This is a genomic window from Imperialibacter roseus, assembly GCF_032999765.1.
Lineage (GTDB): Bacteria > Bacteroidota > Bacteroidia > Cytophagales > Cyclobacteriaceae > Imperialibacter > Imperialibacter roseus.
In genome coordinates, this window is the sequence record NZ_CP136051.1 from 2,307,895 (window position 1) to 2,334,256 (window position 26,362).

Sequence of the window (26,362 nt, forward strand, 5' to 3'; positions counted from 1 at the left end):
TTAAAAAAGCTATTTATTTAAGAATACTAACTAGTTTTGCATCCAAATTGATGGCTGTAGCATGAAGAGAATATTTTCATTTATTAGAATTATTTCATTGCTGTTTTTCCTCGGCGGACTCCTGTTTGTGTATGCTTATCTGCCGGAAAATGTTTCGTTGTACAGCGATCAACTAGGCACGCCCATCTACTTCATTTCCAAAAGCCAATTCTTCTATTATTCGTTTGCTTTTTTTCTGGTTGTCAACCTTTTGTTGTTTGTATTTGGTAAAGTGCTCGACGGCGTGCCGGTCACTGAAGGAAGAGGTTTGTTTTCATCTGAGATATTCAAGAACAAAACGCTCATTTGGCTCGAAGTGCTTATCAGCCTCATCAACGTTTTTTTTGTAACTGGCGCTGCCTTTATAGGTGTGTACAACAATCGTGTGAACCTCGACTTTAATAATTTTGCCTATCTGGTCTATTTAGGCACTTTTCTGATTTTTGCCTGGATTCTTTCTTACGGTTTTGTTCTCCGCTATCGGAGCTATCAACCCTCTTAATATCAGTAGCTTAGTGCTGGGATATTCAATCAATAGTTGAATATAAATCCTTCATTTACAGCAAGTTAAGAGAAATTATATTCCAGAAAATTTCCATAATTATCCTAAATTCACTGCAATTTTTGACCCCAGATACGGTCAAAATGATGGAAACTTTCTGCGATTGAAGGACTTATGGCAAACGAACAAGCTGCAGTATCAAATTACACCGAAGACAATATTCGTTCACTTGACTGGAAAGAGCATATCAGGCTCAGGCCAGGTATGTATATCGGCAAGCTCGGTGACGGTGCTGCGATGGATGACGGTATTTACGTACTTGTAAAGGAGATCATCGACAACAGTATTGATGAGCACATGATGGGGAATGGCAAGGTCATTAATGTAAAGGTGACCGACCATAGGGTAGAGGTGCGTGACTTTGGTCGTGGCATTCCGCTGGGCAAAGTCATCGACTGTGTGTCCAAGATCAACACTGGGGGTAAATACGACTCTAACGCCTTCCAGAAATCAGTTGGTTTGAACGGAGTAGGTACCAAGGCGGTGAATGCCCTTTCGGACTACTTCAAGGTGCAATCATTCAGAGAAGGCCGCACTAAAATGGCCGAGTTCCATCAGGGGGAGCTGACCAACGATCCGCCTGAGACTACCACTACTGAAAGAAATGGCACACTCACCATCTTCGAACCCGACGGTACGGTCTTCAAAAACTTCCATTTTATTCCGCAGTATCTTGACAACCTGCTTTGGAACTATGCGTTCCTGAACGCCGGATTGACAATCAATTTCAATGGTGTTAAGTATTATTCAGAAAATGGTCTTCTCGACTTACTGAACCGCAAGACTAACGAAGAAGAGCTGCGTTATCCAATCATTCACCTGAAGGGAGAGGACATTGAGATTGCGCTCACTCATAATAACCAGTATGGTGAGGAGTACTACAGTTTTGTTAACGGTCAGTACACAACCCAGGGCGGCACCCATTTGGCGGCTTTCCGGGAGGCATTGGTAAAAACGGTCAGAGAGTTTTACAAAAAAGACTTTGATGCATCGGATGTGCGCACAAGTATTGTAGGAGCTATTGCAGTGCGGGTGCAGGAGCCTGTGTTTGAGTCTCAAACCAAAACGAAACTAGGCTCTCAAAGCGTTGGCCCGGAAGGCCCCACCATGCGTACTTTCATCAACGACTTTGTTAAAAAGTATCTCGACGACTTTCTGCATAGTCATCCCTCCGTGGCGGAAGCCCTGCAAAAGCGGATTATTCAGTCGGAGAGGGAACGCAAAGAAATTGCAGGCATTAAGAAGCTGGCCAATGACAGGGCCAAAAAGGCCAACCTCCACAACAAAAAACTGAGGGATTGCCGCATCCACTTCGACGACCTGAAGAACGAGCGCCGGGACGATTCCATGATCTTCATCACTGAAGGTGATTCTGCGTCGGGCTCTATCACCAAATCACGGGACGTGCAAACCCAGGCTGTGTTTAGTTTGCGTGGTAAACCATTGAACTGCTACAGCCTGACGAAAAAGATTGTGTATGAAAACGAGGAGTTTAACCTTCTTCAACATGCACTCAATATTGAAGACGGGTTAGAAGGGCTTCGCTATCGCAAAATCATCATTTCTACTGACGCCGACGTGGATGGGATGCACATCAGACTGCTGATGCTGACTTTCTTTCTGCAGTTTTTTCCGGACCTGGTTCGAAACGGCCATGTATACATTTTGGAAACACCACTTTTCAGGGTTAGGAATAAGAAGGAAACTATCTATTGCTACAGCGATGAGGAGAGGCAGCAGGCCATCAACAAGCTTGGGTCTAAGCCGGAAATAACCCGATTCAAAGGACTGGGGGAGATATCACCAGAGGAGTTTGGCAAGTTTATAGGGGAGGATATGCGGCTGGAGCCCATTATTTTGAAGAAAGAAACAAAGATTCCCCAGCTACTGGAGTTCTTTATGGGCAAGAATACGCCGGACAGGCAGATTTTCATTATCGATAACCTGAAAATAGAGAAGGACTTGGTGGAAGAGGTTGTGATAGAAGATTGATTGTATTTTTGTTACAATTATCCATTTATTGTAATTTTTATACAAAATTTATATAATTGTAATTATCTTACAAAATAGTAAAGTTGCAGTTATGTACTTTATTTTGATGGGAGACATTGTTGGCAGCTCAGAAAAGAAAGGAGCGACTTTAATGACTAGTTTTAAATCGGTCATTCAATCGGCTAATGGCAACTTTTCGAAGCAGATATTGTCTCCACTCACTATCACGTTAGGTGATGAGTTTCAGGGAGTAGTGAAGGATCTAAGGTCAGTTGTGGACATCATCTTTCATATAGACAAGGCGCTAATTGGCACAAACCCTGAGTTCAGGATCCGATACAGCATGCAGTATGGCCCCATTGATACACCAGTCAACAAGGAAAATGCGCATGGAATGTTGGGTGAGGGGCTTACCAAAGCCAGAAAGGGGCTGGAAGAGATGAAGCCAAAGAAGTTGCACTATCGCATGGTAACAACTGACGGTAAAACCGACGATATGCTGAATGGGTTGTTTCGGTTGTACGACTCTTTCTACAGTGACTGGTCAAAAAATGACCGTGAGTACCTGGAGCGATTCTTTGAGAAGGACGATTACAAGTGGGTAGGGGAGCAGCTTTCAAAAGATCCATCCACAGTTTGGAGAAAACGCATTTCCCTCAAACTGGATGAGTTTAACATAGCCAAAGATTTGATACGATCAACAGCAAACGCATTTGAATGAACCACTGGATATCCATCATACTGGTTTTAGTTGGAGGCGAAGCATTGTCGGTGCTGTTGTTTTGGATTTTGTCAAAAATATTCACTGGCAAGGACGGAGCAGGCATAAGTAAACGATCTGTTTTCAAAGGCATGGTAGAGCGGCTATTCCTTTTTTTCGCACTTACGCACGACTTGCCCCATGTGTTGACACTGCTGGGAGCACTAAAAATTGCAACAAGAATTAAGGATGAAAACAAAATATCAAACGATTACTTTTTAGTGGGCAACCTGCTGTCGATCAGCCTGGCCATTGCCTATTTTATTATCTGGAGAGAAGTTTTGAAGTAAAGTATGGAAGAAGAGAACCTTAACAGTCACGAAGGAGAAGATCAGATTCATGATGTGGTAGCCGTTTCGGGTATGTACGAAAGCTGGTTCCTCGATTATGCATCCTATGTAATTTTGGAAAGGGCCGTGCCTGCAATTGAAGACGGATTTAAGCCGGTACAGCGGCGTATCCTGCATGCCATGAAGGAAATGGACGATGGTCGCTTCAACAAGGTGGCGAACATCATTGGTAGCACCATGCAGTACCATCCTCACGGCGACGCTTCCATTGGCGATGCCATCGTCAATATTGGGCAGAAAGACCTCCTGATCGAAACGCAGGGCAACTGGGGTGATATCCGCACAGGAGACCGGGCCGCAGCACCCCGTTACATAGAGGCCAGACTATCGAAGTTTGCGCTCGAGGTGGTTTTCAACCCGCAAACCACCAACTGGCAGCTTTCATACGACGGACGTAAACGTGAACCTGTTACTCTTCCCGTTAAATTTCCACTGCTTCTGGCACAGGGCGTTGAAGGCATTGCTGTTGGCCTTTCTACCAAACTATTGCCTCACAACTTCCGGGAGCTGATTGAAGCTTCCATTGCAGTGCTTAAGGGCAAGAAGACTAATATTTTACCCGACTTTCCTACCGGTGGCCTGGCAGACTTTTCAGACTACAATGAAGGAAAGAGAGGCGGCAGAGTTCGTGTAAGGGCCAAAATAGAAGAGCTCGACAAGAAGACACTCGTTATCAAAGACATTCCATTTGGCACTACCACCACCAACCTGATGGACTCCATCGTGAAAGCCAACGATAAGGGAAAGATCAAGGTCAAAAAGGTGGTGGATAACACGGCCAAGGATGTTGAAATTGAAGTGCACCTGGCACCTGGCGTGTCGCCTGACATCACCATCGACGCTTTGTACGCCTTCACCGATTGTGAAGTATCCATTTCTCCCAATGCCTGCGTGATTGTTGACGACAAGCCTGTATTCATGTCTGTCAATGACATCCTGAAGGTTTGTACCAACCAAACGGTCAACCTCCTCAAGCGGGAGTTGGAGATAAGAAGAGCTGAATTGATGGAAAAGATGCTCTTCTCATCATTGGAAAAAATATTTATCGAAAACAGAATCTACCGGGATATTGAGGAATGTGAAACCTGGGAAGCTGTTTTGGACACCATCGATAAGGGGCTTGATCCTTTCAAAGACCAGTTTTACCGTGAGATCGTACAGGACGATATTTTGAAACTGACTGAAATCAAGATCAAGAGAATCTCCAAATTTGACTCCTTCAAGGCCGACGAGCTGATGAAGAAGCTTCAGGAAGAGTTGGAAGAGGTCAACTACAATTTGGAGAACCTGGTGGAGTATGCCATCAAGTATTATCAAAGTCTTCTGGATAAGTATGGCAAAGGAAGGGAGCGACTCACCGAAATAGCTCAGTTCGATACCATTGCGGCTACTGTGGTGGCTGCGAACAATCAGAAACTGTATGTCAACAGAGAAGACGGTTTCATAGGTTATGGACTGAAAAAGGACGAGTACATATGTGAGTGCTCTGACCTGGACGACATCATTGCCTTCAGGCGGGACGGAAAGTTTTCTGTCGTCAAAATTCAGGACAAAGTGTTCGTTGGCAAGGATATCCTCTATGCAGGTGTGTTCAAGAAAAACGACGAACGCATGGTGTACAACGCCGTCTACGTAGATGGCAAGTCAGGCCGGTCCATGATCAAGCGCTTCCAGGTGCTGGGTGTTACCCGTGACAAGGAGTATGACGTTAGTAAAGGTGAAAAAGGATCCAGAGTGCTCTATTTTTCTGCTAATCCGAACGGAGAAGCCGAAATCATTAATATCAGCCTGACCTCTGGCTCAAAGGCTAAAAAGAAAGTTTTCGATTTTGACTTTTCAGAGATAGAGATCAAAGGTCGTGGCTCGCAGGGTAATATTTTAACCAAATACCCCGTGAGAAAGATCGTGTTGAAGGAAGCAGGGAGGTCAACGTTGGGAGGGCTTGATATATGGTACGATGCTACTATCGGGCGACTCAATACGGATGATAGGGGAGAGTATCTTGGCAACTTCCTGGCGGACGACAAAATCATCGTCTTTTATCAGGATGGCAGCTACGAGCTCACCTCGTTTGAACTGACCAACAGATACGACTACCATCAGATTCTCACACTCCAAAAGTTCAATCCGAAAGCAGTTGTTAGCGCAGTGTACCTGGATGGTAAGACGAAGGTGCATTTTGGTAAGCGATTCCTGATCGAAACCAGCACAGTTGAAAAGAAATTTGTCTTCATTTCTGAAGAAAAGGGATCCAGGCTGCTACTAGTGAGTTCGCATCCCTCACCATCCTTCGAAGTCAGCTATAGGAAGAAAGGCAGCAAGGAGACAGACAAAGAAATCATTGTATTTGAGGAATTTATCGACATCAAGGGGTGGAAGGCAGTCGGCAACAAATTGAATTTCCCGGATATCAAAAAACTGGAGTGGCTGGCCAACGAAGACCCTGGGGCTGAGGAGAAGGATAGCAACGACGATGATTCAGGCCCGGACACCAAAGAAGATGAAGATGATACTGCTTCGAAAGCAACCGACGACAAGCAGGAAATAGCAGAAACGGTAAAGAAGCTGAAAGAAGAGTTCAGTAAAGAAACAGATGAGAATTTTGATGTGGGAAGCAGCATAGATTTGGATATTAAGAAACCAAAAAGCAATGGAGAAGACCAACTTGGCCTTTTCTAACCTGCAAATAAAAGATGGATGATGCCACCAGAGACAAGCTGATTAATTACCTGGGAAGTTTCGTAACCGCTGCAAGGGCAGCGAAGGTGCAACAGGTGCTTGAGAAGAGGACTCGTCACATTGCAGTGGTAATGGAAGATTTTGAAAACTCTCTGAACGTAAGCGCCGTTCTAAGGTCATGCGAGGCGATGGGAGTGCAGGATGTTCATATCATCGAAAACCAGTTTAGGAATAAATTAAGTGCTTATGTGGCCAAAGGCGGTAGTAAATGGCTGACTGTTACTAAGCACAATGAGCTCGAGTCAACGAATAGTTCTCGATGTTTGCAGTTGTTGAGGGATGCCGGATATCAAATTTGGGTAACCAGTCCTGACCAGTCTGCCGTCGACTTGAACGACGTTGGTGTAGATTCAAAAATAGCCCTGGTGTTTGGTACAGAATTCGACGGGGCGTCGAAGGAAGTGCTGGAAATGGCTGACAAAAGGGTATGCCTGCCGATGCAAGGTTTTACTGAGAGCTACAATGTGTCGGTAAGTGTTGCGTTGTGTTTGCATGTTTTGTTAAGGAAGTTAAAAGACTCGGAAATTGATTGGTGTATGAGTGAAGAAGAAAAGAAGCAGTTGACCCTGGAGTGGTATCGTAAGATTGTAAGGAGATCTGATATTCACGAAGTGAGATTTCTTTCAGGCATTTAGTATTAACGCTGACGGATGCGGTTTTTACTAAAGATGCTTTTTATGCTGGGTGCATTGGTGTTTGCCTTTGTCATCGCCAGCAACGTATGGATCATGTGGAAGACGACAGATGATATCCATTTCAACGTGGAAGAAATCCCGGCTGTGGACGTCGGGGTAGTGCTCGGAACATCGAAAAGAAGTGTCGATGGAGGCGCCAATTCGTTTTTTACCACCAGAATGGAAGCCGCCGCTAAACTATATAAAGCTGGCAAAGTAAAGCACCTGATACTCAGCGGAGACAACAACACAAAGTACTACAATGAGCCCCAGGATATGTTCAATGCTCTTTTGGTGCTGGGCGTGCCTGCACAAGACATGACAATGGACTACGCCGGTTTTCGAACTCTTGATTCCATCGTGCGTTCAAAGGAAGTGTTTGGGCAAAACGAGATCGTTATTATCACCCAGCAATTTCATGCCTACCGGGCGCTATTTATTAGTAAATTTTATGGGATAAAAGCAGTTACCTTCGCATCTGATGATGCGGCAAAATCAGGGATGAAGTCTGTGGTGAGCAGAGAATGGCTTGCCAGACCGAAAGCAATTTTAGACCTTTACGTTCTCAAACAACCCCCCAAATTCCTTGGTGAGAAGGAAATTATAGAGATCAGAAAATAATTCTCACATTTTTTGAACGATTTAGCGAGAAAAGTGTCCTTAAGGATGTTATTGGTTTACCAAACCTATGAAAAGAGTACAAATTCTCTTTCTGTTGTCTATTCTATCTGTCACTAGCTGGGCTCAGGCGCAAGGCACAACAGTGGTGTGGGGCAAAGTTACCGAAGCATCTACCGGTAGCCCGATTCCGTTTGCCAATGTCGTTTTCAAGGGAACTTCTATTGGTGCAACAACTGATTTTGAGGGCTATTACAAACTTAGCACTACCCAGCGCTTCGACTCCATTCACTTCAGCTACATCGGATTTGTTCCAAAAACGAAATTCATTGTGGCAGGAAAGGAGCAAAACATCAATATCCAATTGGAAGAAGATGTGGTCAACCTTCAGGAGCTTGTTTTTGAAGCAGGTGAAAATCCGGCGTTTCAAATATTGAGGAATATAGTCGACCACAAAAAGGTCAACGACAAGAGGAGGCTTTCTGCCTATGAATACGAGGCGTACACCAAAATTGAAATGGATATTGATAACATTTCAGATAAGTTTAAGCAGCGTAAGATCATCCAAAAAGTAACTTCGGTGCTCGACAGTATTGAGCAGATTGCAGGCGAAGATGGGAAACCGGTGCTGCCGGTGTTTATTTCAGAGGCCATTAGCAAGTACTATTATAAAGATAGTCCCAGAATGGCGCACGAGACTGTATTGAATACGAAAGTAACCGGAGTGGGGGTAACCGACGGTACGCTGACTTCGCAGGTGATAGGCGCCTCTTTTCAGCAGTATAATTTTTATCAAAACTGGCTCAATATTGTCGGCAAAGACTTCGTGTCTCCGATTTCGGATGGCTGGAAGATCAACTACGAATATGACCTGGTAGATAGTCTTTGGCTCGGCGACTATTACTGCTACCGGTTAGACTTCTTCCCCAAGAGGGAGCAGGACCTGGCCTTTCGTGGGTCGATGTGGATTCACAAAGACACCTGGGCCATCAGACAAATTGACGTAACGGTAGGTAAAGAGGCGAATGTCAATTTCATTGAGAAGATAAAAATTCAACAGGAGTTGGTGCCTACTACCGAAAGTGCCTGGCTGCCTGCCAAAACCAGGGTGATGATTGACGTAAGTGAGCTGACCGACCGATCAGCCGGGTTTCTGGCTAAGTTCTATGTGTCCAACAAAGACATTGTGGTGAATCAGCCAAAACCCGATAAGTTCTATGAAAACCCCATTGAGATGGTGGAGGACGTTAACGACCGGGCAGACGACAACGAATTTTGGGCCGATATTAGGCACGATACCCTTAGTGCCACGGAGGTTCATGTGTATGAAATGATCGACACGCTGACAAAGATCCCGGTGATCAAAACTTATACCGACATTATTCAGACCGGATACACCGGCTACTACAAAATCGGAAAGTTCGACATAGGTTCCTATTCTTACTTTTTTGGCAATAATAATATAGAAGGCATAAGGCTGGGGCTTGGAGGCAGAACTAATATTGACTTCAGCAAGAAATGGGAGTTGAGCGCCAACGTAGCCTATGGCTTAAAAGATGAGGAATGGAAGTACAAGTTTCATGTGCGAAGGATTTTGAGCCGCAGCCCATGGACTGAGGTGAAATACATGCACCAAAAGGAAATCGATCAGATTTGGCTTCTTAATGATGATATTGATAATGCCAATGTTTTCTATGCTTTTTCACGCTTCGGCACACTGATAGATCCCTTTCTCCGGCAAAAGAACTACTTTACTTTTTTCACGGTGCTGGGCCGTGGCCTTTCTCAGCGAGTGTCATATCGTCAGGAATACTTCAAGCCATTGTTTGACTTTGAATACTACAAAGACCCCTACGCTGAAACGCCTACGGTGCGTAACAACCTGAGTGTGGCAGAGGTAATTCTCGACACCCGCTACGCACGTGACGAAATTTTTGTCATCAACGATAACCAGCGGTTGAGCATGGGCACCATTCGCTGGCCAGCTGTTAATTTCCGTTATACACTTGGCCTCAGTGCTCTTGGAGGCGATTTCACGTACCACAAGTTTGGCTTGTCGATTGAAAAACGGCAAAAGATGGGCATTTTCGGAGTGGGCTATCTCACATTGAGCGGCGGCTATAACTTCAATAATCTGCCTTACCCGTTGCTGAAGGCACACATAGGAAACCAGACGCCTTTCTATTTTAATTTTGCCTACAACATGATGGACTACTTTGAGTTCGTTACCGACAAGCATGTAGCCTTCAGATGGAATCACTCTTTCAATGGATTTCTGCTCAACAGTATTCCCGCCATCAAAAAGTTAAAGTGGAGACTTGTAGGCACTGTTAATGTGCTTTACGGCGGTGTGGGGCAAAAGAACTACAACCTGATACCACCCACCTACGACACTAATGGCAGCGAAATAGCACCCTTCTTCGCTCTTGGCCAGTGGCCTTATATAGAGGCAGGGTATGGTGTGGAGAATATATTCAGGTTTTTTAGAGTCGACTTCATACACAGACTTACTTATACCAACCGTCCCGGAGTAAATAATTTTGGGATTAAATTCAGCTATAAGTTTTCTTTGTAGTATGGCGTTCGGAACACAAAGAGCTTCTCTCGGTTTAATACTTCTCTCGGTTTTGTGCATGATGGGGTGCTCATCTCCTCAGGCGTCATTGCCAATTGCAGACAGCCCAAACCCCGACAAAGCCTACTATAGTGAACTATTAGCACTTGTGGAAGACAAAGTGCAGGAAGACCCCAATAACCTTGGGCTTAGGGTCAAATTGGCTTCATATCATCAAACGCTTGAATGGCCGGAGGTGGCCAACGCTAATATCGAGGCGATTTTAAGGATGGCACCCAAAGATCCGGAGGTGATGGTGCTGGTGGCCGACTACTATATACATAGAAACGATTTTGAGAGGAGTTGGATATATGCCCAGCAGGCTGACAGGCTGGGTTCGGTTCACCCTAGTCTATCGCTGATCAAGTCAAAATATCACTACTCCAGAAGGAACTACGGTGAGGCCGCCAGGTACCTCAATCATTATTTTGACACCGGAGGCAAGCTGCCGGAGGCATTTTTGGTAGCAGCTGAATTGGATCTCCAGAAAAAAGATACGACCAAAGCGTTGTCCATTTTGGAGAGGGGAGTCGAAGCGAATCCGGGCCACAGGAGTATGACCCGTTTGCTGGTGACATTATTTGAGCAGCGAAGCCAATTTACCGAGCTGGTAGCGCTGCTCGAGGGATATGGCAAAGTCACGGATGACTATAGCACCTACAGGGGTGAGTTGCTCGGTGCCTACTTTAAGGGAGCCGATTATGATAAGGCGTCCAGCTTTGCTGAGAACTGGCCTGAACCCTCCGAAAACGGGCTTTTTGAGTACGGGAGCCTGATGCTCGAATCGTCGATGAGCGACTCCGCCTTTTGGTATGCCGACAGGATGATTCAGCAGGATTCGCTTAGTGTGCCGGGCCGACTCCTCAAAGCCCGATACTTTAATCGCAGGGGTAGAATGGGAGATGCCTATAATTTTTACACGTCGGCGCTGGCGTTGGATTCCACCAACCAAATAGCCCTCGAAGAACGGGGTATTGTTGCGGGAAAAATTGCATATTTGCGCAAACTTAGGGAGCAGCAGGCAGCAATGCCAGTGTTTGATCTGACTCCCAAGAAATCTGATAATTAGTAGAATTGAATGAGTAACGAGAAAATTAAGCTTACCCTCCCTGATGGAAGTGTTCGGGAATATGACAAGGGGGTAACCGGGCTGGATGTGGCAATGAGCATCAGCGAGGGCCTGGCCAGGAATGTTTTGGCTGCCAAATTCAATGGAAACGTAATTGATGCATTTCGTGTTATCACGGAAGACGGAACATTTCAGTTGCTCACATGGAATGACAAGGAAGGGAAATCAACTTTTTGGCACTCTTCAGCTCACTTAATGGCTGAAGCCCTTGAAGCGCTGTACCCGGGTGTTAAGCTGGGTATTGGCCCACCAATTGAAAACGGTTTTTACTACGATGTTGATTTTGGAGACAGGGAATTTACCGCTGCCGAACTTCCGAAAATAGAGGAGAAGATGCTGGAACTGGCGAGGCAGAAGAATGCCTTTTCACGCCGAGATATTAGTAAGAAAGACGCCGTAGCCTACTTTGAAAAGAAGGGTGATCCGTACAAACTGGAGCTTATCGCAGATTTGACTGACGGCACTATTTCTTTCTATGAGCAAGGCAATTTCACCGATCTTTGCCGGGGACCGCATATCCCAAACACAGGGTTTATTAAGGCCACTAAGATACTGAACATCGCCGGTGCTTACTGGCGGGGCAATGAGAAGAACAAGCAGTTAACAAGGCTTTACGGGATTACTTTTCCCAAACAGGGAGAGTTGAAGGAGTACCTCGAGCTGCTTGAAGAAGCCAAAAAACGTGACCACAGAAAGATAGGGAAAGAACTTGAGCTTTTCACCTTCTCAGAAAAGGTGGGCAAGGGACTGCCGTTGTGGTTGCCTAAAGGTGCCATTCTTCGTGAGCGCCTTGAGAATTTCATGCGCAAAGCGCAGGTGAAAGCAGGTTATGACCAGGTGGTGTCACCGCATATAGGAAGCAAGGAGCTATACGTAACATCTGGTCACTACGAAAAATACGGCAAGGATTCGTTTCAACCCATCAACACACCGGAAGAGGGAGAAGAGTTTCTTTTGAAACCCATGAACTGCCCTCACCACTGTGAGATGTACAAAAGCAAGCCAAGGTCGTACAAGGACTTGCCTGTGAGGTACGCTGAATTTGGTACGGTTTACCGCTACGAGCAGAGTGGCGAGCTACATGGCTTGACCCGTGTGAGGGGCTTTACTCAGGACGATGCGCATATTTTCTGCCGCCCCGACCAGGTGAAAGAGGAGTTTGCCAAGGTAATAGACCTGGTATTGTATGTGTTTAAGTCTTTGGGCTTTAGCGATTACAATGCCCAGGTGTCGTTAAGAGATCCTGAGACACCAGAAAAATATATCGGTACTGAGGAGAACTGGGTAATTGCAGAGAATGCGATTATAGAGGTAGCCGCTGCAAAGGGACTAAAAACAACTGTAGAGCTTGGGGAAGCAGCTTTTTACGGCCCTAAGCTCGATTTTATGGTGAAGGATGCTCTTGGCAGAAACTGGCAGCTCGGAACCATTCAAGTCGACTACACTTTGCCCGATCGCTTCGAGCTGGAATATGTTGGAGCCGATAATCAGAAGCACAGGCCGGTAATGATCCATAGAGCACCCTTTGGTTCAATGGAGCGTTTCGTAGCTATTCTGATAGAAAGCACTGCGGGTGAGTTCCCGTTATGGTTATCGCCTGAGCAGATTGCCATTCTGCCTATTTCGGAGAAATTCCACGACTATGCCAATCAGGTTAGACTGATGCTCCAGGAGAATGACATCCGGGGCAATGTGGATGAAAGAGATGAGAAAATAGGCCGGAAGATCAGGGATGCGGAAATCAAAAAGATCCCATTCATGTTGATCGTAGGGGAGAAGGAAGCGGAGAGTAAAACCATTGCCCTTAGGGAGCATGGCAAGGGAGATATTGGCACCTTTTCGGGCAGTGAATTTGTTGACTATTTTGGAAAGCGAATAAAAATGAGTCTGGCAGGCGAAAAAGAAGCCTGAGGATTATTGCAGGCTATTTATAAAAGCGGCTTGCTGCTTTTGATTAGTAGAATTTTTGTGGATATTTGCATCCTTGTTTTGAAACCTAAATACGGAGGTATAAAATTTTAAGACCGAGACCACGAGGTTTTAGGGGTAAACCTGAAGAGCCTTACAAGATTAATGAGAGAATTGAAGCCCGTGAGGTAAGGGTAATTGCCGAAGATGGAAATCTTGGCGTTATTCCAACCCGGGATGCAATCAAAATTGCCAAAGAGCAAAACCTGGATTTGGTAGAGATTTCTCCTACTGCAGTTCCTCCTGTTTGCCGTATAGTTGACTATTCAAAGTTCAAATACGAGCAAAAGAAGAAACAGAAGGAGATCAAGGCCAAAGCTCAGAAGACTGTCATTAAGGAAATTCGTTTTGGTCCTAACACGGATGATCATGACTTCAATTTCAAATTGAAGCACGCCATCAACTTTCTTAAGGAAGGTTCCAAAGTAAAAGCATACGTGCAGTTTGTGGGTAGAACAATTGTGTTTAAGGAAAGAGGGGAAATCCTTCTTCTTAAGTTCGCTCAGGAATTGGAAGAGTATGGAAAGGTAGAGCAACTGCCGAGGCTCGAAGGAAAGCGGATGTCTCTATTCGTTGCTCCTAAGGTCGCTAAGAAATAATTTTTGTTAAACTATATATACAATGCCGAAAGTTAAAACCAAATCGGGAGCAAAGAAACGCTTTAAGCTAACGGGGACTGGTAAAATCAAACGTAAGCATGCTTTCAAAAGCCACATTCTTACCAAGAAGGAAACCAAGCAAAAGCGCTCTCTTACTGACATGACTTTAGTACATAAGTCAGACGAGAACAGAGTAAGAGATATGCTCAACATCTAAGAAAAACTTAGGTTCTATGTTTCACCAGGTTTTTGGTCAACAAGTGTTCTGAGTAGAACCACCAAACACCAAAAAATGTAATTACTATGCCAAGATCAGTAAATCACGTAGCGTCAAGAGCGAGGAGAAAGAAAATCCTCAAAGCAGCCAAAGGTTTTTATGGCCGCAGAAAAAATGTATGGACGGTAGCTAAGAATGCCGTTGAAAAAGCATGGAAATATGCTTATGAAGGCCGCAAGCAGAAGAAGAGAAACTTCAGAGCTTTGTGGATTCAGCGTATCAATGCAGGTGCCAGAGAGCACGGAATATCTTATTCTGTATTGATGGGCAAAATGAAAACTTCCAAGATCGATTTGAACCGTAAGGTACTTGCCGACCTGGCCATGAACCACCCCGAAGCTTTCAAAGCTGTGGTGGACAAGGTAAAATAGTTCGACAAGCCTTTGTCAATAATATGAAAAGCCCCATTATGGGGCTTTTTTAGTTTAAGCGTGAATGACTTACTGCAAGCAAGAGGCTGTTAAATGCTGTTGCCTCCGAAGAGATACTTCCTTGCAGAGTTGTAATCGATGAAATAGGTGAGCCTTACCGACAAGCTATTGACCTGCGGCAGGCTCAGGGTCTTGTCAAAGTTTTCAGCAAAATTAATGTCGGTATTATTGTCACTTGAACTGATGGAGTCTTTCCAAACCACATTCAAAAAGCTGCCTGGCGCAATTTGGTAGAAGTAAACAAAGTCAACATTGAGTGCATTAAAGTTGGTATCATGCTGCTTTTGTCCGGACTCGTCGATGCCCTCATATTCAGAACCAGCCAATTGACCATTGCCCTGCAGGTCGTAAAATCCGTTATACTTAACATTGCTCCAATAGTGCCTTACCCGGAGGGTCAGCCCCATTTTGTTATTGAAGGTGTATTTGGTGCCAAGGATATTATTTGTGGTAAGAACATCTCTTTCTCCAAAGATGATCTCATCAAGCGATTCGTCATCAGCATACAATTTGGTAACGTAGCCCTTTGAGTCTTCAGAGCTCTCTCTGCTAACCCGGAAGTCGATGGATAGCCTGTTGTTGACTCTGTAGCGGATAGATGCTCCCAGCGAATTATATGCCTGCTCCCATTCGGGCCTTCTCCAGGTATTTTGACTTATATATATTTTTACCGCTTTGCGGGAATCGCTTTCTACCCATGAGTTCACGCTATAGGATCCAGGCTGAACGAAATAGTAGCCTTCTTCTCTGGGCTCGAAGTAGTCGTAGCTGTCAATGGGTTTCAGGCTGGACGACATGCCCACTCCCCAGAAGTTCTTGAATTGGGCATAAGTAGATGCATATACGTCGGTGCTTGTGAATGTTCTTGGTTCAAAAAGCTGCCGGTATGATCCGCTGACATTGGCCCGGTAGTAGTTAAATACCCCCGTCGGCTTAAATATCCTGTACATGAGCGACACGTTGTGCGAGACACTATTGGCTGCCCTGTTAAATCCAAAATCGTTTGGATCGTAGTCTTTGCTCTCAACATTCCTGCTGACGCCATACTGAAAGCTGCCGCTTACTTTTGAAAGGCCCACGCTGTACTTATATCCATCCTCCAATTCGCTTGACACACCGGCGTCTTCAGCATTGTAGATGTTAGACACAGCGCCAAATGCTGAGAATCGGTAGGTATTGGTACTGTCGAGCAGGCTAACGCTTGCTCCTGTAACGTTGGCATCATTGTCGCCATCAAGTCTCGTTACGTTGGTGTTGATCAGGTTGACGTTGGAATTGTTTTTCAGGATCTTGTCTACCACCAGCACATTGAAATTGGTCAGCGGATCAACCTGCTCCTCTCTGGTTTCGCCGGTCTCAATATTGCGTATGTTGGCGTGCGTCTTGTTGGTCAGCGCATTAAGAAAGCCAAGTCCCCAGCCTTCCCCATTCCTGCCAGAGATTTTGGTGGCATTGATCAGAGGTGCTGCCGATGGCGAACTGACTACCTCTTCTGTTTCGTCATTGTAGCTAACCTCTCCAAAAGTAGAACCAATACGCCTGGAATACACCAGATCGCCCTTGTCGAATAGTTCCGTTCCCTCCGTGAAGAACTGCCTGTTTTCGCTGTATTGTACCTCATACGCCGATAGGTTTAGTACCACGTTGTCGGACTGCACCTGGCTAAAGTCAGGAATGAGTGCCATGTCGAGGGTGTAAGACTCGTTGATGCCATATTTGAGATCCATGCCACCAGTAAACGAGAATTTTTCTTTGCCATTGACACCATCGTTGGTGTAAATGGTGGTGGCGTAGGGCAGCAGCGACAAGCGAACAGGTGGTTTGATGTCTTCAAGCCCTCTGAGCACTCCTGATTGATTTACAGTGCCACGGATGGAGTTGTCTACCGGATTCCAATACGATTCCTCCTGGTTTCGTTTTACCTGGCGATAGAAATTAATGCCCCAGTTTTGCTGTGAAGTAGCTGGAAACCGGAGAGCGTAGTAGGGAATCTTTACTTCTACAGTCCAGCCGTGGTCGTCGTAGGCAATGGCACTTTCCCACACAGCGTCCCAATTCTCATCCCAATTATCGCCATTGATGAAGTAGTCGCCTTGCACACCTGCAGCCGAGACGAAAAAACTGAAAGCATTCTGGCCGCTGTTGTAAGGGTCGACTAAAATTCCAAACCAGTCGGTGTTTCGGTTAAAGTCATCTCTTTTGCCAAACTCCTTTCTTATTTTGGACGGCTCAGGGTCAAAGAGCCTTGCCGAAAGGTAGAGGGCGTTGTCGTCATATACCAACTCAACGGCTGTAAGGAAGTCCGACTTTTCGCCATTGTTAGGTTTGAATTGCGTGAATTGAGTGGGTGTTGGGTTTTGACTCCAAATGTCTTCGTCAAGGATACCGTCTACCTTTGGGCTGTTTGTGATGCGTTTGGTGGCAAACTCATTTTTACCGGAATCGGCGGCTGACACCAGGCGTGGAGGGAAAAGAAAAATTAAAAGAAAACAACCAAGGGGTAAGAGTTCTTTACGATCTAATTTGAACATTAAGGGCTTTTGTTAAACGAACTGTACTGATAGTCTTTGCAAATTTAGCCATGATTGCCATTAGCTCATCCCAAATTCTGATAAATGGCGAGTGTTGGTGACATCTTTTTACACTTTAACCCACTCGGTGTTACCGTACACAATGCTTTTGTTCAATGATTAACATTCATCAGGGTTTTGATTTCCGTCAGCAGTTCGTCTCGTTTTGTTTTTCCCACATTGTTGAGCATAATGATGACCTGTCCATTGGACAGGTTTCGTTCGATATAAGTTCGGAAGCTAGTTAGTGTTCCGGTATGCAATACTTTATTGGGGTTTTCTTTGTCGAGCATCCACCCAAATCCATACCAGGAGGTGCTCCCATCATTCAATATCATTGGTTTGTAGGCTTCTTCCATCGTCGCTTGCGATACCAGCTGATAGTTTTGTAGAGCCTGGTGCCACTTGTACATGTCCTCTACGTTAGAGTAGAGCCCGCCGCCGCCAGTGGTAAAGTAAGGATAGTCGTCCTCTTTCCCGTTGGCATCAAAGCCTTTGCAGGGATTGGTTCTTTCGGGCATTGTTTCGTCGTAAGCAACAGTGCTGACCATACCTACAGATCCAAACACATTTTGCTGCATAAACTCGTTGAAGCCTTTGCTACTGATCTGCTGCACGATGGATGACAATAGCACATAGGCAGTATTGGAGTACTCGTATTTATTGCCCGGAGCAAAATGCAGGCTGTCGATGCGCTCTACCACGTTCACCACATCTGAATTAGTGAAGCCAGGAACCGCCGCACCTATGTCGTAGTAGTCAGGGATGCCCGATGTGTGGGTGAGTAAGTTTCTGATGGTAACGCTGTCCGCCCAGGGAGGAAATGTCGGGAAGTAGGTGCTCAGTGTGTCATCGAAGGTCAGCTTGCCATCCTCTTTTAGCAGCATGATGGCCATGGCGGTAAACTGCTTGGACACTGACGCCATATAAAACGTTGACGTAATGTCGAGAGGCTTGTTAGCATCAAAATCGGCCATGCCGTATGCTTCCTTAAGAAGCGTGCCGGTGCTATCGGCAATGAGAATGGTACCATTGTAAAAACCCTCATTATGGTATTTCTCCACCATTTTGTGGAGCTGGGAAGTAAGCGTTTCTTTTGGTGTGCAGGCACCAAGAAAAAGAATACTGATGGTGAAGACTGCTATGGATCGCATGAATTGGTTTGATTTGGTGCGGATAATATAACGCCGGAAAAAGGAACAAGAAAGCTTTTTGGGGAAAGCGGCAAAAGGAGCGATGAAATGAGGCTTTATCTTGATGGGTGGATTGCCATATCATCCAAACTTTTGTTAGTTTTCCGCTTAATTAGCGCTCATGGACAGAAGAAAGTTTATTGCTGGAAGTTTGGCAACGGCCGGAGGCGGAATGCTGTTGCCAACAATGGCTAAAGCTGAAGGTAAAGCTACAACATCAGGCACCTGGCCAACACGGGTCATCAAACCAAAGAAGCTGACCAAAGGAGATACAATGGGCCTTATCACCCCTTCGAGTGCCATCTCCCGGGGATCCTTTGAGAGCACACTTGAGAACATGGAAGCCCTTGGTTTTAAGGTGAAGTACTCCGACAATATGAGGGTGCGTAAAGGCTTCCTGGCAGGCACCGATCAGCAGCGGCTTGACGACCTTCATGCCATGTTTGCCGATACTTCAGTAGACGGCATTTTCTGCGCCAGAGGTGGCTATGGAGCGGGAAGACTTTTGCCAGCGGTTGATTATGACTTGATTGCGTCCAATCCCAAGCCCTTTATTGGTTACAGTGACATTACGGCGCTTCATTTTGCGATATTCAATAAGACCGGGTTGGTGACTTTTCATGGCCCTGTAGGCGCCTCCAACTTCACCGACTACACCGCTGACAGCTTTGAAGATACGCTCATCAAAGGCAAAGGGAAGATAAAGATTGAGCAGGCAAAAGAAGACCGGGACAAGCAGGAAGACTATATTCAGATTTATTCAATTTCAGAAGGGGTGGCAAAAGGAGAGTTGGTAGGAGGCAATTTGAGCTTAGTTAGCTCACTTACCGGCACACCATTCGATCTCGATTTCACTGGTAAGCTCGTTTTTCTGGAAGAAGTAGGAGAGTCGCCCTATCGTGTCGACAGGATGCTGACACAGCTTTTGCTAGCCGGTAAACTACAGGCTGCAAAAGGCATCGTCCTGGGTGTGTTCAACGACTGCGATGAAAAAGACACTGACCCTGATTTTGGCGACAAAACGTCGCTGAGAGAAACACTTGCTGAGCGCCTAGGCGGATTGGGAATACCCGTTTTGTATGGAATGTCTTTCGGGCACGTGTCCAATATTGCGACGCTTCCGATGGGCATCTCTGCCGAGCTCGATACTTACAAACAATCGTTGACCCTTCTAGAAGAATCCGTTCTCTAAGTTTTATGATAGTTACATACCATCCTGTCAAAATGCCTCTGAGGCATACCTTTACCATTGCGCACGGCTCCACCAGTGTGCAGGAGTCTTTCATTGTAGCGCTGAGTCACAACGGCAAAAGCGGGTTTGGCGAGGCAACAGCCAACCCATACTATGGAGTGACAGTTCCTAAAATGACCGAGCAGGTAGAAAGTGTACGTTCATTAATCGAGTCAGGTAGTTGGAAAATACCTGAGGAGTTTCATCAGGCCCTGCTTAGCACGGGAAAATTGAAAGCCTTCACACTATGTGCCCTCGACCTGGCGTTCAATGACCTGTACGGAAAGTTGCAGGGCAAGCCTTTATACAAAATATGGGGACTGGATGGGAGCAAAGGGCCTATTTCAAATTACACGATTGGCATTGATACGGTAGAAAACATGGTGGCCAAGATGAAGGAGGTTCCCTGGCCATTGTATAAGATAAAGCTAGGCACTAAGGAAGACATCCGGATCATTGAAGAGCTACGCAAAAACACCGGTGCTGTGTTTAGGGTTGATGCTAATTGTGCCTGGGGAGTAGACGAAACTATCGCCAATAGTAGGGCCTTGAAAAAATTGAATGTGCAGTTCATCGAGCAGCCTTTGAAGGCTGATGATCTTGATGGAATGAAAAGAGTGTTTGCCGAAAGTGAGCTGCCTGTAATAGCCGATGAAAGTTGCCAGGTAGAATCGGATGTGGACAAGTGCTTTAATCATTTTCATGGCATCAACATCAAGCTGACCAAATGCGGAGGACTTACGCCAGCCAGAAGAATGATCGCCCGGGCACGGGAGCTGAACATGAGCGTGATGATGGGCTGCATGACAGAATCTTCTGTCGGTATTTCTGCCATAGCGCAGGTAGTGCCCTTGCTCGACTACGTGGATATGGATGGTGCGTTGCTGTTGGCGGAAGATCCTGCCAATGGTGTACAGGTTACTCCGAGTGGACTGATTTTTCCCAACGAAAATGGCACAGGTGCCAGCCTTAAGTAGAAACGAATGATGCGGTCAGAGGAATTTCCAGGGAGAACGCTGCATGTCAATGGTAAAGAAATGCTTTATTTCAGCGGCACTTCTTACCTCGGCCTGTCGGTTGATAAAGAATACCAGGAGCTCATCAAAGAGGGGGTAGACAAATACGGAGTGCATTTTTCCGGTTCCAGGAATGGCAACGTGCAGTACCGCCTCTTTGAAGCGGCCGAGCGCCACATAGCTGACTGGTTGTCGACAGGTGATGCTGTGGTCACCTCGTCTGGCTTTGCCTCCGGACAGCTCCTCGTGAAGGTGCTGCAAGACATGGAATGGAGCATGGAATATGCGCCCGGCTGTCATCCAGCACTTTGGAGGAATTCAGATGACGCTACCAATGGTGACTTCATCAGCTGGTCAACGATGATCAGGGTGCAGCTGGAAGGAATGCTGCCTCGCCGGATGGTCTTACTTTGCAATTCCACTGATCCGCTTTTTTGCAACCCCGTTAACTTCGACTGGCTCACTGACATTTCCACCCTGCACGAAGTGCTGCTAGTGGTCGACGATTCGCACGGCATTGGGCTGACCGGGAAGGACGGAGAAGGGGTGGCGTCGCAGCTTCGGAAGTTACCGTCGCATGTGCAGTGGGTGGTGACTTCCTCGCTGGGCAAAGCACCCGGACTGGCGGCGGGTTTTATCGCAGGCTCTCATAACCTGATCAAGAAGATCCGCCAATCACCATGGTTTGTGGGAGCCGCTCCGTCGGCACCCGCATTTCTCCATGCGCTCCTGAAAGGAGGGAAGATAAGAGCTCGTCAGTTGCAAAAGCTCCGTAAGTTTCAGATGCCGTTTGGGAGCCATTCGCTGGTAAAGCAGCACTTTAATTTTCAACCTGTGTTGCCTGTTTTCTTTTCGAAAAGCCAGCCGCTTTACACTTACCTGCTGAGTAGGAACATCATCATTTCCCATTTTCCATATCCTAAGCCAACGTCAAGCCCGATCAGCAGAGTCATCCTGCATGCGGCCCTCGATCCGGCTGATATCGGAAATCTGTTGGAGGAGATCAAAACATTTTATGAGGACTTCCAATAGGCTGCTATCTTTGCAGCTTCCCGCAGGTTTTTATGCCTGAAAGTACTCATAGATGAAATCTATAACTATTTTGTAATCATCTTTTAATCAATTAGTTAATTTCCATTATTTAAAGTAAAATTTAGTTCTAATGGCCGATATCACTTCTTTGCTTGGCAGTATCCAAAATATACCCACCCCCTTCTATTTCTATGACCTGGAGCTACTCGGAAAGTCGTTGGATGAGGTAAAAAAACACGGATTGACCAAAGGCTATAAGGTGCACTATGCGATGAAGGCCAATGCGAATCCACGCATACTTGAGGTCATCAGGCAGTACCATTTGGGCGCCGATGCAGTAAGTGCCAATGAGGTAAAGGCAGCTTTGGCTGCTGGTTTTCCGAAGGAGGAAATTGTATTTGCAGGCGTAGGAAAATCGGACGAAGAGATAATCGTTGGACTGAGCAACGACATCTTTTGTTTCAACTGTGAGTCGGCTCAGGAGGTGGAAGTAATCAATGAGCTGGCAGGCAAAATGGGTAAGAAGGCGAAAATAGCTTTGCGGATCAATCCTAACGTAGATGCCAAAACGCACCACTACATCACCACCGGGATGAAGGAGAATAAGTTTGGGTTGCCTCCGAAGGAGATCGATCAGGTGATCGATAAATTGCCACAGCTGGCCAACATACAGTTAACCGGAATCCATTTTCATATTGGTTCTCAGGTGACGAGTTTGGAGAGCTACACACAACTTGCCCAGCGGGCCAACGACTTCAACGTTTACTTCCGCAGTAAGGGAATCGAGCTCCAGCATGTGAACGTTGGTGGTGGCTTAGGCATCGACTATGTGGAGCCCAAAACGAATCCCGTGCCTGACTTCAAGAGCTACTTCGAGGTATTTGAAAAACAAATGAAACTGGCGCCTGGCCAGGAGCTGCATTTCGAATTGGGCAGGGCCATTGTGGGGCAATGCGGCAGCCTCATCAGCAAAGTGCTTTACAACAAAGAGGGAGAGACCATCAAGTTCCTGATTATCGACGCAGGCATGACAGAACTCATCCGCCCGGCCCTGTATCAGGCGGAGCACTTTATTGAAAACATCACTTCGCAAAGCCAGGCATTCGAAACTTACGATGTGGTAGGTCCTATTTGCGAATCGTCAGATGCCTTCCGGAGAGGCATTGAGCTGAAGCAGAGCAAAAGGGGAGACCTGCTGGCCATCCGTTCTGCCGGTGCTTATGGCGAAGTGATGATGAGCCGCTACAATTTGCGGGACAATGCAAAGACGTATTTTGATGTGGATTTGGGGTAGAGAGACTCGTCGTGGCAAATCGATTAGATCAGCCTTCAACTCAAGAAGTCGGATGGAAGGTTAAGGGAAGACTTTGTAAATGTCTTTTCTGTGAACGACCCTAGCGAAAAGCACCATGTCACTTTTAACGAATACACCAATTCGATAATGGCCGCAAAGGATTCTGTACGCATCATCAAATCCCGTTAATTTCTTAGTGCCCGGTATTTCTTCAAATTTCGAAGCTTGCTTTGTAAACCCAATTACCTCTGCGATGGCTTTCCGATCTTTTGGTTGAATTATTTTGTCCAGATCTTTGCTGAACTTTCTGAGAAATGTGACTTGCATTTAACCGCCTAGTTTCTCCATTACTTCATCTTCTGAAACTTGGTCGGCCCGGTCAATATCCTTCATAAGCAACGATAAACCTAAGTCCTCAACCTCTTCATCAGATAGTACTTTAGCGTCTATTCCCAGCTTTTGCAGCAATTCTGATAGGAAACGAAGCTCTTTTTCGCTTTTGGGATTTACTACGATTGAACTCATAGGTTAAATATAGAAAATAGGTCTGACAGAAACCAGCATTGGTTGGCGATAAAGAGCGCTTAAGGGGGGTGCCGAGTTTTACTTCTGATCTTCACTACTGACCCGTCCAGGCTCCCTGTTCTCCGTTCCTTCCACACCGGTAATGCTGTCGCCGAGTTTCGCTCTCATGCCATCCGCCAGTTTCAGCATACGATTCGCTACCTCAGGGTTAGCCGCTGCCACGTCAGTAGTTTCTTCTACATCGGCATCCAGGTCATATAATTCAGGTTGCGTGACCTCCGTTTGTTCGTAGTCGATAGGCAGACCGTCGTTGGTGCCTGTCCGTCCGTTGAGCGTTCGGTAGGTGTGGGGCAGGTATAGCTTCCATTTTCCACTCCTTACTGCCTGTAGTTCATTTACCCGGTAGTAGATGAAGTACGCTTCGTGTGGCGACTCCTTGGTCTGACCTGTGAGGATGGGCCAAACGTCCTTCCCGTCTATTTTTTTCTCTGGCATCTTTCCGCCTGCAAGCTTAGCGATGGTAGGTAGCATGTCAATCGTCATCATCGGTGTGTTGATCACGCTGCCGGCTGGTATTTTACCTGGGAACCTCATGATGGCTGGTTCACGGATGCCGCCTTCCCAGCTGGTGCCTTTGCCTTCTCTCAGCGGATAGGCCGAACCTGCATGTCCACCGTATGACAGCCAGGGGCCATTATCGGATGTGAAGATCACTAATGTATTGTCGTCGAGTCCGTTGTCTTTCAAAGCAGCGAGTATTTGTCCGACCGACCAGTCGATTTCCATGATCACATCGCCATAGAGCCCACGTTCCGATTTGCCTTTGAACTTGTCAGATACAAACAAAGGCACGTGTGGTTGCGGATGTGGCACGTACAAAAAGAGTGGCTTGTCCTTATTGCGTTTGATAAAATCGACGGCATGTTCCGTTAGCTGGGTGGTCAGCTGGCTTTGATCTTCCAACGTATCGATTATTGTTTCGTTTTCATACAAAGGAAGCGGCGGAAAATTGAATACCGTTCCTTGCCAGGGGTGATTAGGCCACATGTCGCCGGAGTAGGGAATGCCAAAGTACTCGTCAAAGCCCTGGCGTGTCGGCATGAACTCCGGCTCATCGCCTAGGTGCCATTTGCCGTAGATAGCCGTTGCGTATCCCTCTGCCTTTAGCACTTCGGCAAGGGTTGTTTCGTCGGGGTTGAGACCGATTTTCGATTCCGGCCCCAGGGCATTATGAATACTGACCCTGTTGGAATAGCAACCAGTGAGCAACGCAGCTCTGGAAGCTGAGCACACCGCCTGGGCGACATAGAAGTTGGTCAGCTGGGCACCTTCCTTCGCCATTTGATCCAGATTGGGCGTGTTAAACCCTTTGGCGCCAAAAACACCCACATCGTTGTAGCCCTGGTCGTCGGTGTAAATGATGACGATATTGGGCTTGGTAGGAGTCTCTTGTTCTTCAGTCTGGGGTTTGGTTTGGCAGGCGCTGAGAAGTAATAGGCCTGCTGCGAATAGGTAGGTGTTTTTCAATGCCACAACTAGGTTTTTTTTGTTCGAAGTCTTTCAACGAAGTCAAAGTAATGAAAAATGAATGAAGTTTATTCTGCTTTGTGATGGGCGATAATAGAAAAGGTCTGTCGGGGGACAGACCTTGGCGAAGTGGTAGTGGTGCCCACAGCATTAGCTGGTGGCACCAAACTCATGTTGAATTGCCATTAAAAAAGGCCTGCCGGGGGACAGGCCTTGGTGATGTTATAAAAGCTGGAAAGGCTTAATGTCAATTACTGCGCTGGATACCACTGTCTCAGTCTTACGTCAACTTTACTGGCTCCTTTATTTACTAATGATTTGAACTTCTCAACATCACTCAATCCGCCTTGTCCACGGTAATGATAAGGATATACGATGCCAGGCTTGAAGTCGATCACTGCACTGGCGGCCGCATCCACGTCCATGGTATAGGGGAGGTTCATGCAAACGAAGGCCACATCGATGCCTTTCAGGGTGCGCATTTCGGGTATGTCGGATGTGTCGCCGGACAGGTAAACATTCTTGCCACCGAAATTGACGATGTAGCCATTGCCCCTGCCTTTGGTATGGCGGGAGTCAGCGCTTTCGGGTAGGTTGTACATCGGAATGGCTTTGATATTGAGCCCTATTTGGTCAGTGCTTTGGCCATTGCCAATGATCACCAATTGGCTTTTGTTTTTCTCGGCGATTTGGTCAGCGACGGCTTGTGGCACTACAATCTTCGCTTTGGAAAGATCCAGCCCGTCCAGTGTCTCCTGGTTCAGGTGGTCGCCGTGGATGTCTGTAATAAGGATCAGGTCAGGAGCGGGGAGGCCTTTGAACAGGTCAGCGCCGCCATAAGGGTCGACAAACACTGTCAGGTTATTCCATTGGAATGCTACAGTTCCATGGGTAATGGGGGTGATGGTCAGGTCTCCTTTGCTGGTTTTGATTTTGTCGCCCTGGCTGAATGCCAAGACAGGGATAAGCAGCAAAGAGAAAGCGTAGGTAAATATCTTTTTCATAGTTTTTGGTTTTATACTCCTTAGAACTGGTTGAAGACGCTATATGTTTTAGCAAAAATCCATATTTAGCGTAAAGTAATTTTAGTGAGATAATGGGAGTTATCAAAGGTAAGTTTGATGATATACGACTTGTCTGACGAGCGAAATTTAATAGTGAGGCGTAGCTTTTCACTAGCTATAGTATTTCTAGGCAGTGCATTAAACGGCTCTTCTAAAAG

Annotated in this window: 23 protein-coding genes; 17 read left to right on the forward strand and 6 right to left on the reverse strand. The window is 46.3% G+C overall.

The window, feature by feature from the left end; all coding sequences use genetic code 11:
• Window positions 1-61: 61 nt before the first annotated feature.
• From RT717_RS09650 to rplT, 13 genes are all read left to right on the forward strand, one after another.
• Window positions 62-541: a hypothetical protein gene (locus RT717_RS09650; protein WP_317491530.1), complete on the forward strand. Its 480-nt coding sequence runs from the start codon at window positions 62-64 to the stop codon at window positions 539-541.
• Window positions 542-715: 174 nt separating this feature from the next.
• On the forward strand, window positions 716-2,593 hold the full coding sequence (locus tag RT717_RS09655) for a DNA topoisomerase IV subunit B (protein WP_317491531.1): 1,878 nt from the start codon (window positions 716-718) through the stop codon (window positions 2,591-2,593).
• 91 nt (window positions 2,594-2,684) lie between these two features.
• Window positions 2,685-3,314 (forward strand): SatD family protein, encoded by a 630-nt coding sequence (locus RT717_RS09660; RefSeq protein WP_317491532.1) that lies wholly within the window; start codon window positions 2,685-2,687, stop codon window positions 3,312-3,314.
• Window positions 3,311-3,643: a hypothetical protein gene (locus RT717_RS09665; protein ID WP_317491533.1), complete on the forward strand. Its 333-nt coding sequence runs from the start codon at window positions 3,311-3,313 to the stop codon at window positions 3,641-3,643. Before RT717_RS09660 ends, RT717_RS09665 begins: the two co-directional genes overlap by 4 nt.
• 3 nt (window positions 3,644-3,646) lie before the next feature.
• On the forward strand, window positions 3,647-6,382 hold the full coding sequence (locus RT717_RS09670) for a DNA gyrase/topoisomerase IV subunit A (protein ID WP_317491534.1): 2,736 nt from the start codon (window positions 3,647-3,649) through the stop codon (window positions 6,380-6,382).
• A 14-nt stretch (window positions 6,383-6,396) separates the two neighbouring features.
• On the forward strand, window positions 6,397-7,077 hold the full coding sequence (locus tag RT717_RS09675; RefSeq protein ID WP_317491535.1) for a TrmH family RNA methyltransferase: 681 nt from the start codon (window positions 6,397-6,399) through the stop codon (window positions 7,075-7,077).
• Between the two features lie 15 nt (window positions 7,078-7,092).
• Window positions 7,093-7,737, forward strand: coding sequence for a SanA/YdcF family protein (locus RT717_RS09680; protein ID WP_317491536.1), 645 nt, complete (start codon window positions 7,093-7,095; stop codon window positions 7,735-7,737).
• Between the two features lie 67 nt (window positions 7,738-7,804).
• Window positions 7,805-10,309, forward strand: a complete 2,505-nt coding sequence (locus tag RT717_RS09685; RefSeq protein ID WP_317491537.1) for a DUF5686 and carboxypeptidase-like regulatory domain-containing protein — start codon at window positions 7,805-7,807, stop codon at window positions 10,307-10,309.
• 1 nt (window position 10,310) lies between these two features.
• The gene (locus RT717_RS09690) at window positions 10,311-11,417 is read left to right on the forward strand and encodes a tetratricopeptide repeat protein (protein WP_317491538.1); all 1,107 of its coding nucleotides are present in this window, start codon (window positions 10,311-10,313) and stop codon (window positions 11,415-11,417) included.
• 9 nt (window positions 11,418-11,426) lie between these two features.
• Window positions 11,427-13,388, forward strand: coding sequence for a threonine--tRNA ligase (gene thrS, locus RT717_RS09695; RefSeq protein ID WP_317491539.1), 1,962 nt, complete (start codon window positions 11,427-11,429; stop codon window positions 13,386-13,388).
• Between the two features lie 104 nt (window positions 13,389-13,492).
• The gene (gene infC, locus RT717_RS09700) at window positions 13,493-14,044 is read left to right on the forward strand and encodes a translation initiation factor IF-3 (RefSeq protein ID WP_151998596.1); all 552 of its coding nucleotides are present in this window, start codon (window positions 13,493-13,495) and stop codon (window positions 14,042-14,044) included.
• 22 nt (window positions 14,045-14,066) lie between these two features.
• Complete coding sequence (gene rpmI, locus RT717_RS09705; protein WP_151998595.1) at window positions 14,067-14,261, forward strand: 50S ribosomal protein L35; 195 nt, start codon at window positions 14,067-14,069, stop codon at window positions 14,259-14,261.
• 86 nt (window positions 14,262-14,347) lie between these two features.
• A complete protein-coding gene (gene rplT / locus RT717_RS09710; protein WP_151998594.1) occupies window positions 14,348-14,692 on the forward strand; it encodes a 50S ribosomal protein L20 in 345 nt (114 codons plus the stop codon).
• Window positions 14,693-14,781: 89 nt separating this feature from the next.
• On the opposite strand, the gene RT717_RS09715 is transcribed toward rplT, so the two are convergent.
• Entirely contained in the window at window positions 14,782-17,283 is a 2,502-nt protein-coding gene (locus RT717_RS09715; protein ID WP_317491540.1) for a DUF5916 domain-containing protein, read from the reverse strand.
• A 152-nt stretch (window positions 17,284-17,435) separates the two neighbouring features.
• Window positions 17,436-18,476 carry a serine hydrolase domain-containing protein gene (locus RT717_RS09720; RefSeq protein ID WP_317491541.1) on the reverse strand — a complete coding sequence of 347 codons (1,041 nt, stop codon included), beginning with the start codon at window positions 18,474-18,476 and terminating at the stop codon, window positions 17,436-17,438.
• A 160-nt stretch (window positions 18,477-18,636) separates the two neighbouring features.
• On the opposite strand from RT717_RS09720, the gene RT717_RS09725 reads away from it, so the two are divergent.
• The 4 genes from RT717_RS09725 (at window position 18,637) to lysA (ending at window position 23,088) form a co-directional block, all read left to right on the forward strand.
• Entirely contained in the window at window positions 18,637-19,707 is a 1,071-nt protein-coding gene (locus RT717_RS09725) for a S66 peptidase family protein (RefSeq protein ID WP_317491542.1), read from the forward strand.
• Between the two features lie 5 nt (window positions 19,708-19,712).
• Window positions 19,713-20,723 carry a dipeptide epimerase gene (locus RT717_RS09730; protein ID WP_317491543.1) on the forward strand — a complete coding sequence of 337 codons (1,011 nt, stop codon included), beginning with the start codon at window positions 19,713-19,715 and terminating at the stop codon, window positions 20,721-20,723.
• A gap of 6 nt (window positions 20,724-20,729) precedes the next feature.
• Window positions 20,730-21,794, forward strand: a complete 1,065-nt coding sequence (locus RT717_RS09735; RefSeq protein WP_317491544.1) for an aminotransferase class I/II-fold pyridoxal phosphate-dependent enzyme — start codon at window positions 20,730-20,732, stop codon at window positions 21,792-21,794.
• Window positions 21,795-21,924: 130 nt separating this feature from the next.
• Window positions 21,925-23,088 (forward strand): diaminopimelate decarboxylase, encoded by a 1,164-nt coding sequence (gene lysA, locus RT717_RS09740; RefSeq protein WP_317491545.1) that lies wholly within the window; start codon window positions 21,925-21,927, stop codon window positions 23,086-23,088.
• Between the two features lie 60 nt (window positions 23,089-23,148).
• On the opposite strand, the gene RT717_RS09745 is transcribed toward lysA, so the two are convergent.
• The 4 genes from RT717_RS09745 to RT717_RS09760 form a co-directional block, all read right to left on the reverse strand.
• Window positions 23,149-23,415, reverse strand: a complete 267-nt coding sequence (locus tag RT717_RS09745) for a type II toxin-antitoxin system RelE family toxin (RefSeq protein WP_317491546.1) — start codon at window positions 23,413-23,415, stop codon at window positions 23,149-23,151.
• Entirely contained in the window at window positions 23,416-23,613 is a 198-nt protein-coding gene (locus RT717_RS09750; RefSeq protein ID WP_317491547.1) for a hypothetical protein, read from the reverse strand. It lies immediately after the preceding gene.
• Between the two features lie 78 nt (window positions 23,614-23,691).
• On the reverse strand, window positions 23,692-25,146 hold the full coding sequence (locus tag RT717_RS09755) for a sulfatase family protein (RefSeq protein WP_317491548.1): 1,455 nt from the start codon (window positions 25,144-25,146) through the stop codon (window positions 23,692-23,694).
• 245 nt (window positions 25,147-25,391) lie between these two features.
• Window positions 25,392-26,144 carry an MBL fold metallo-hydrolase gene (locus tag RT717_RS09760; RefSeq protein ID WP_317491549.1) on the reverse strand — a complete coding sequence of 251 codons (753 nt, stop codon included), beginning with the start codon at window positions 26,142-26,144 and terminating at the stop codon, window positions 25,392-25,394.
• Window positions 26,145-26,362 lie beyond the last annotated feature (218 nt).

Bases quoted from the DNA above. Each gene is read 5' to 3' on its own strand.
- RT717_RS09715 (WP_317491540.1), bottom strand. From the start codon at position 17,283: ATGTTCAAATTAGATCGTAAAGAACTCTTACCCCTTGGTTGTTTTCTT.
- RT717_RS09655 (WP_317491531.1), top strand. From the start codon at position 716: ATGGCAAACGAACAAGCTGCAGTATCAAATTACACCGAAGACAATATT.
- RT717_RS09670 (WP_317491534.1), top strand. From the start codon at position 3,647: ATGGAAGAAGAGAACCTTAACAGTCACGAAGGAGAAGATCAGATTCAT.
- RT717_RS09745 (WP_317491546.1), bottom strand. From the start codon at position 23,415: ATGCAAGTCACATTTCTCAGAAAGTTCAGCAAAGATCTGGACAAAATA.
- RT717_RS09720 (WP_317491541.1), bottom strand. From the start codon at position 18,476: ATGCGATCCATAGCAGTCTTCACCATCAGTATTCTTTTTCTTGGTGCC.
- rplT (WP_151998594.1), top strand. From the start codon at position 14,348: ATGCCAAGATCAGTAAATCACGTAGCGTCAAGAGCGAGGAGAAAGAAA.
- RT717_RS09760 (WP_317491549.1), bottom strand. From the start codon at position 26,144: ATGAAAAAGATATTTACCTACGCTTTCTCTTTGCTGCTTATCCCTGTC.
- RT717_RS09665 (WP_317491533.1), top strand. From the start codon at position 3,311: ATGAACCACTGGATATCCATCATACTGGTTTTAGTTGGAGGCGAAGCA.
- RT717_RS09730 (WP_317491543.1), top strand. From the start codon at position 19,713: ATGATAGTTACATACCATCCTGTCAAAATGCCTCTGAGGCATACCTTT.
- RT717_RS09725 (WP_317491542.1), top strand. From the start codon at position 18,637: ATGGACAGAAGAAAGTTTATTGCTGGAAGTTTGGCAACGGCCGGAGGC.
- RT717_RS09690 (WP_317491538.1), top strand. From the start codon at position 10,311: ATGGCGTTCGGAACACAAAGAGCTTCTCTCGGTTTAATACTTCTCTCG.
- RT717_RS09685 (WP_317491537.1), top strand. From the start codon at position 7,805: ATGAAAAGAGTACAAATTCTCTTTCTGTTGTCTATTCTATCTGTCACT.
- RT717_RS09650 (WP_317491530.1), top strand. From the start codon at position 62: ATGAAGAGAATATTTTCATTTATTAGAATTATTTCATTGCTGTTTTTC.
- lysA (WP_317491545.1), top strand. From the start codon at position 21,925: ATGGCCGATATCACTTCTTTGCTTGGCAGTATCCAAAATATACCCACC.
- RT717_RS09735 (WP_317491544.1), top strand. From the start codon at position 20,730: ATGATGCGGTCAGAGGAATTTCCAGGGAGAACGCTGCATGTCAATGGT.
- RT717_RS09660 (WP_317491532.1), top strand. From the start codon at position 2,685: ATGTACTTTATTTTGATGGGAGACATTGTTGGCAGCTCAGAAAAGAAA.
- RT717_RS09750 (WP_317491547.1), bottom strand. From the start codon at position 23,613: ATGAGTTCAATCGTAGTAAATCCCAAAAGCGAAAAAGAGCTTCGTTTC.
- rpmI (WP_151998595.1), top strand. From the start codon at position 14,067: ATGCCGAAAGTTAAAACCAAATCGGGAGCAAAGAAACGCTTTAAGCTA.
- thrS (WP_317491539.1), top strand. From the start codon at position 11,427: ATGAGTAACGAGAAAATTAAGCTTACCCTCCCTGATGGAAGTGTTCGG.
- RT717_RS09675 (WP_317491535.1), top strand. From the start codon at position 6,397: ATGGATGATGCCACCAGAGACAAGCTGATTAATTACCTGGGAAGTTTC.
- RT717_RS09680 (WP_317491536.1), top strand. From the start codon at position 7,093: ATGCGGTTTTTACTAAAGATGCTTTTTATGCTGGGTGCATTGGTGTTT.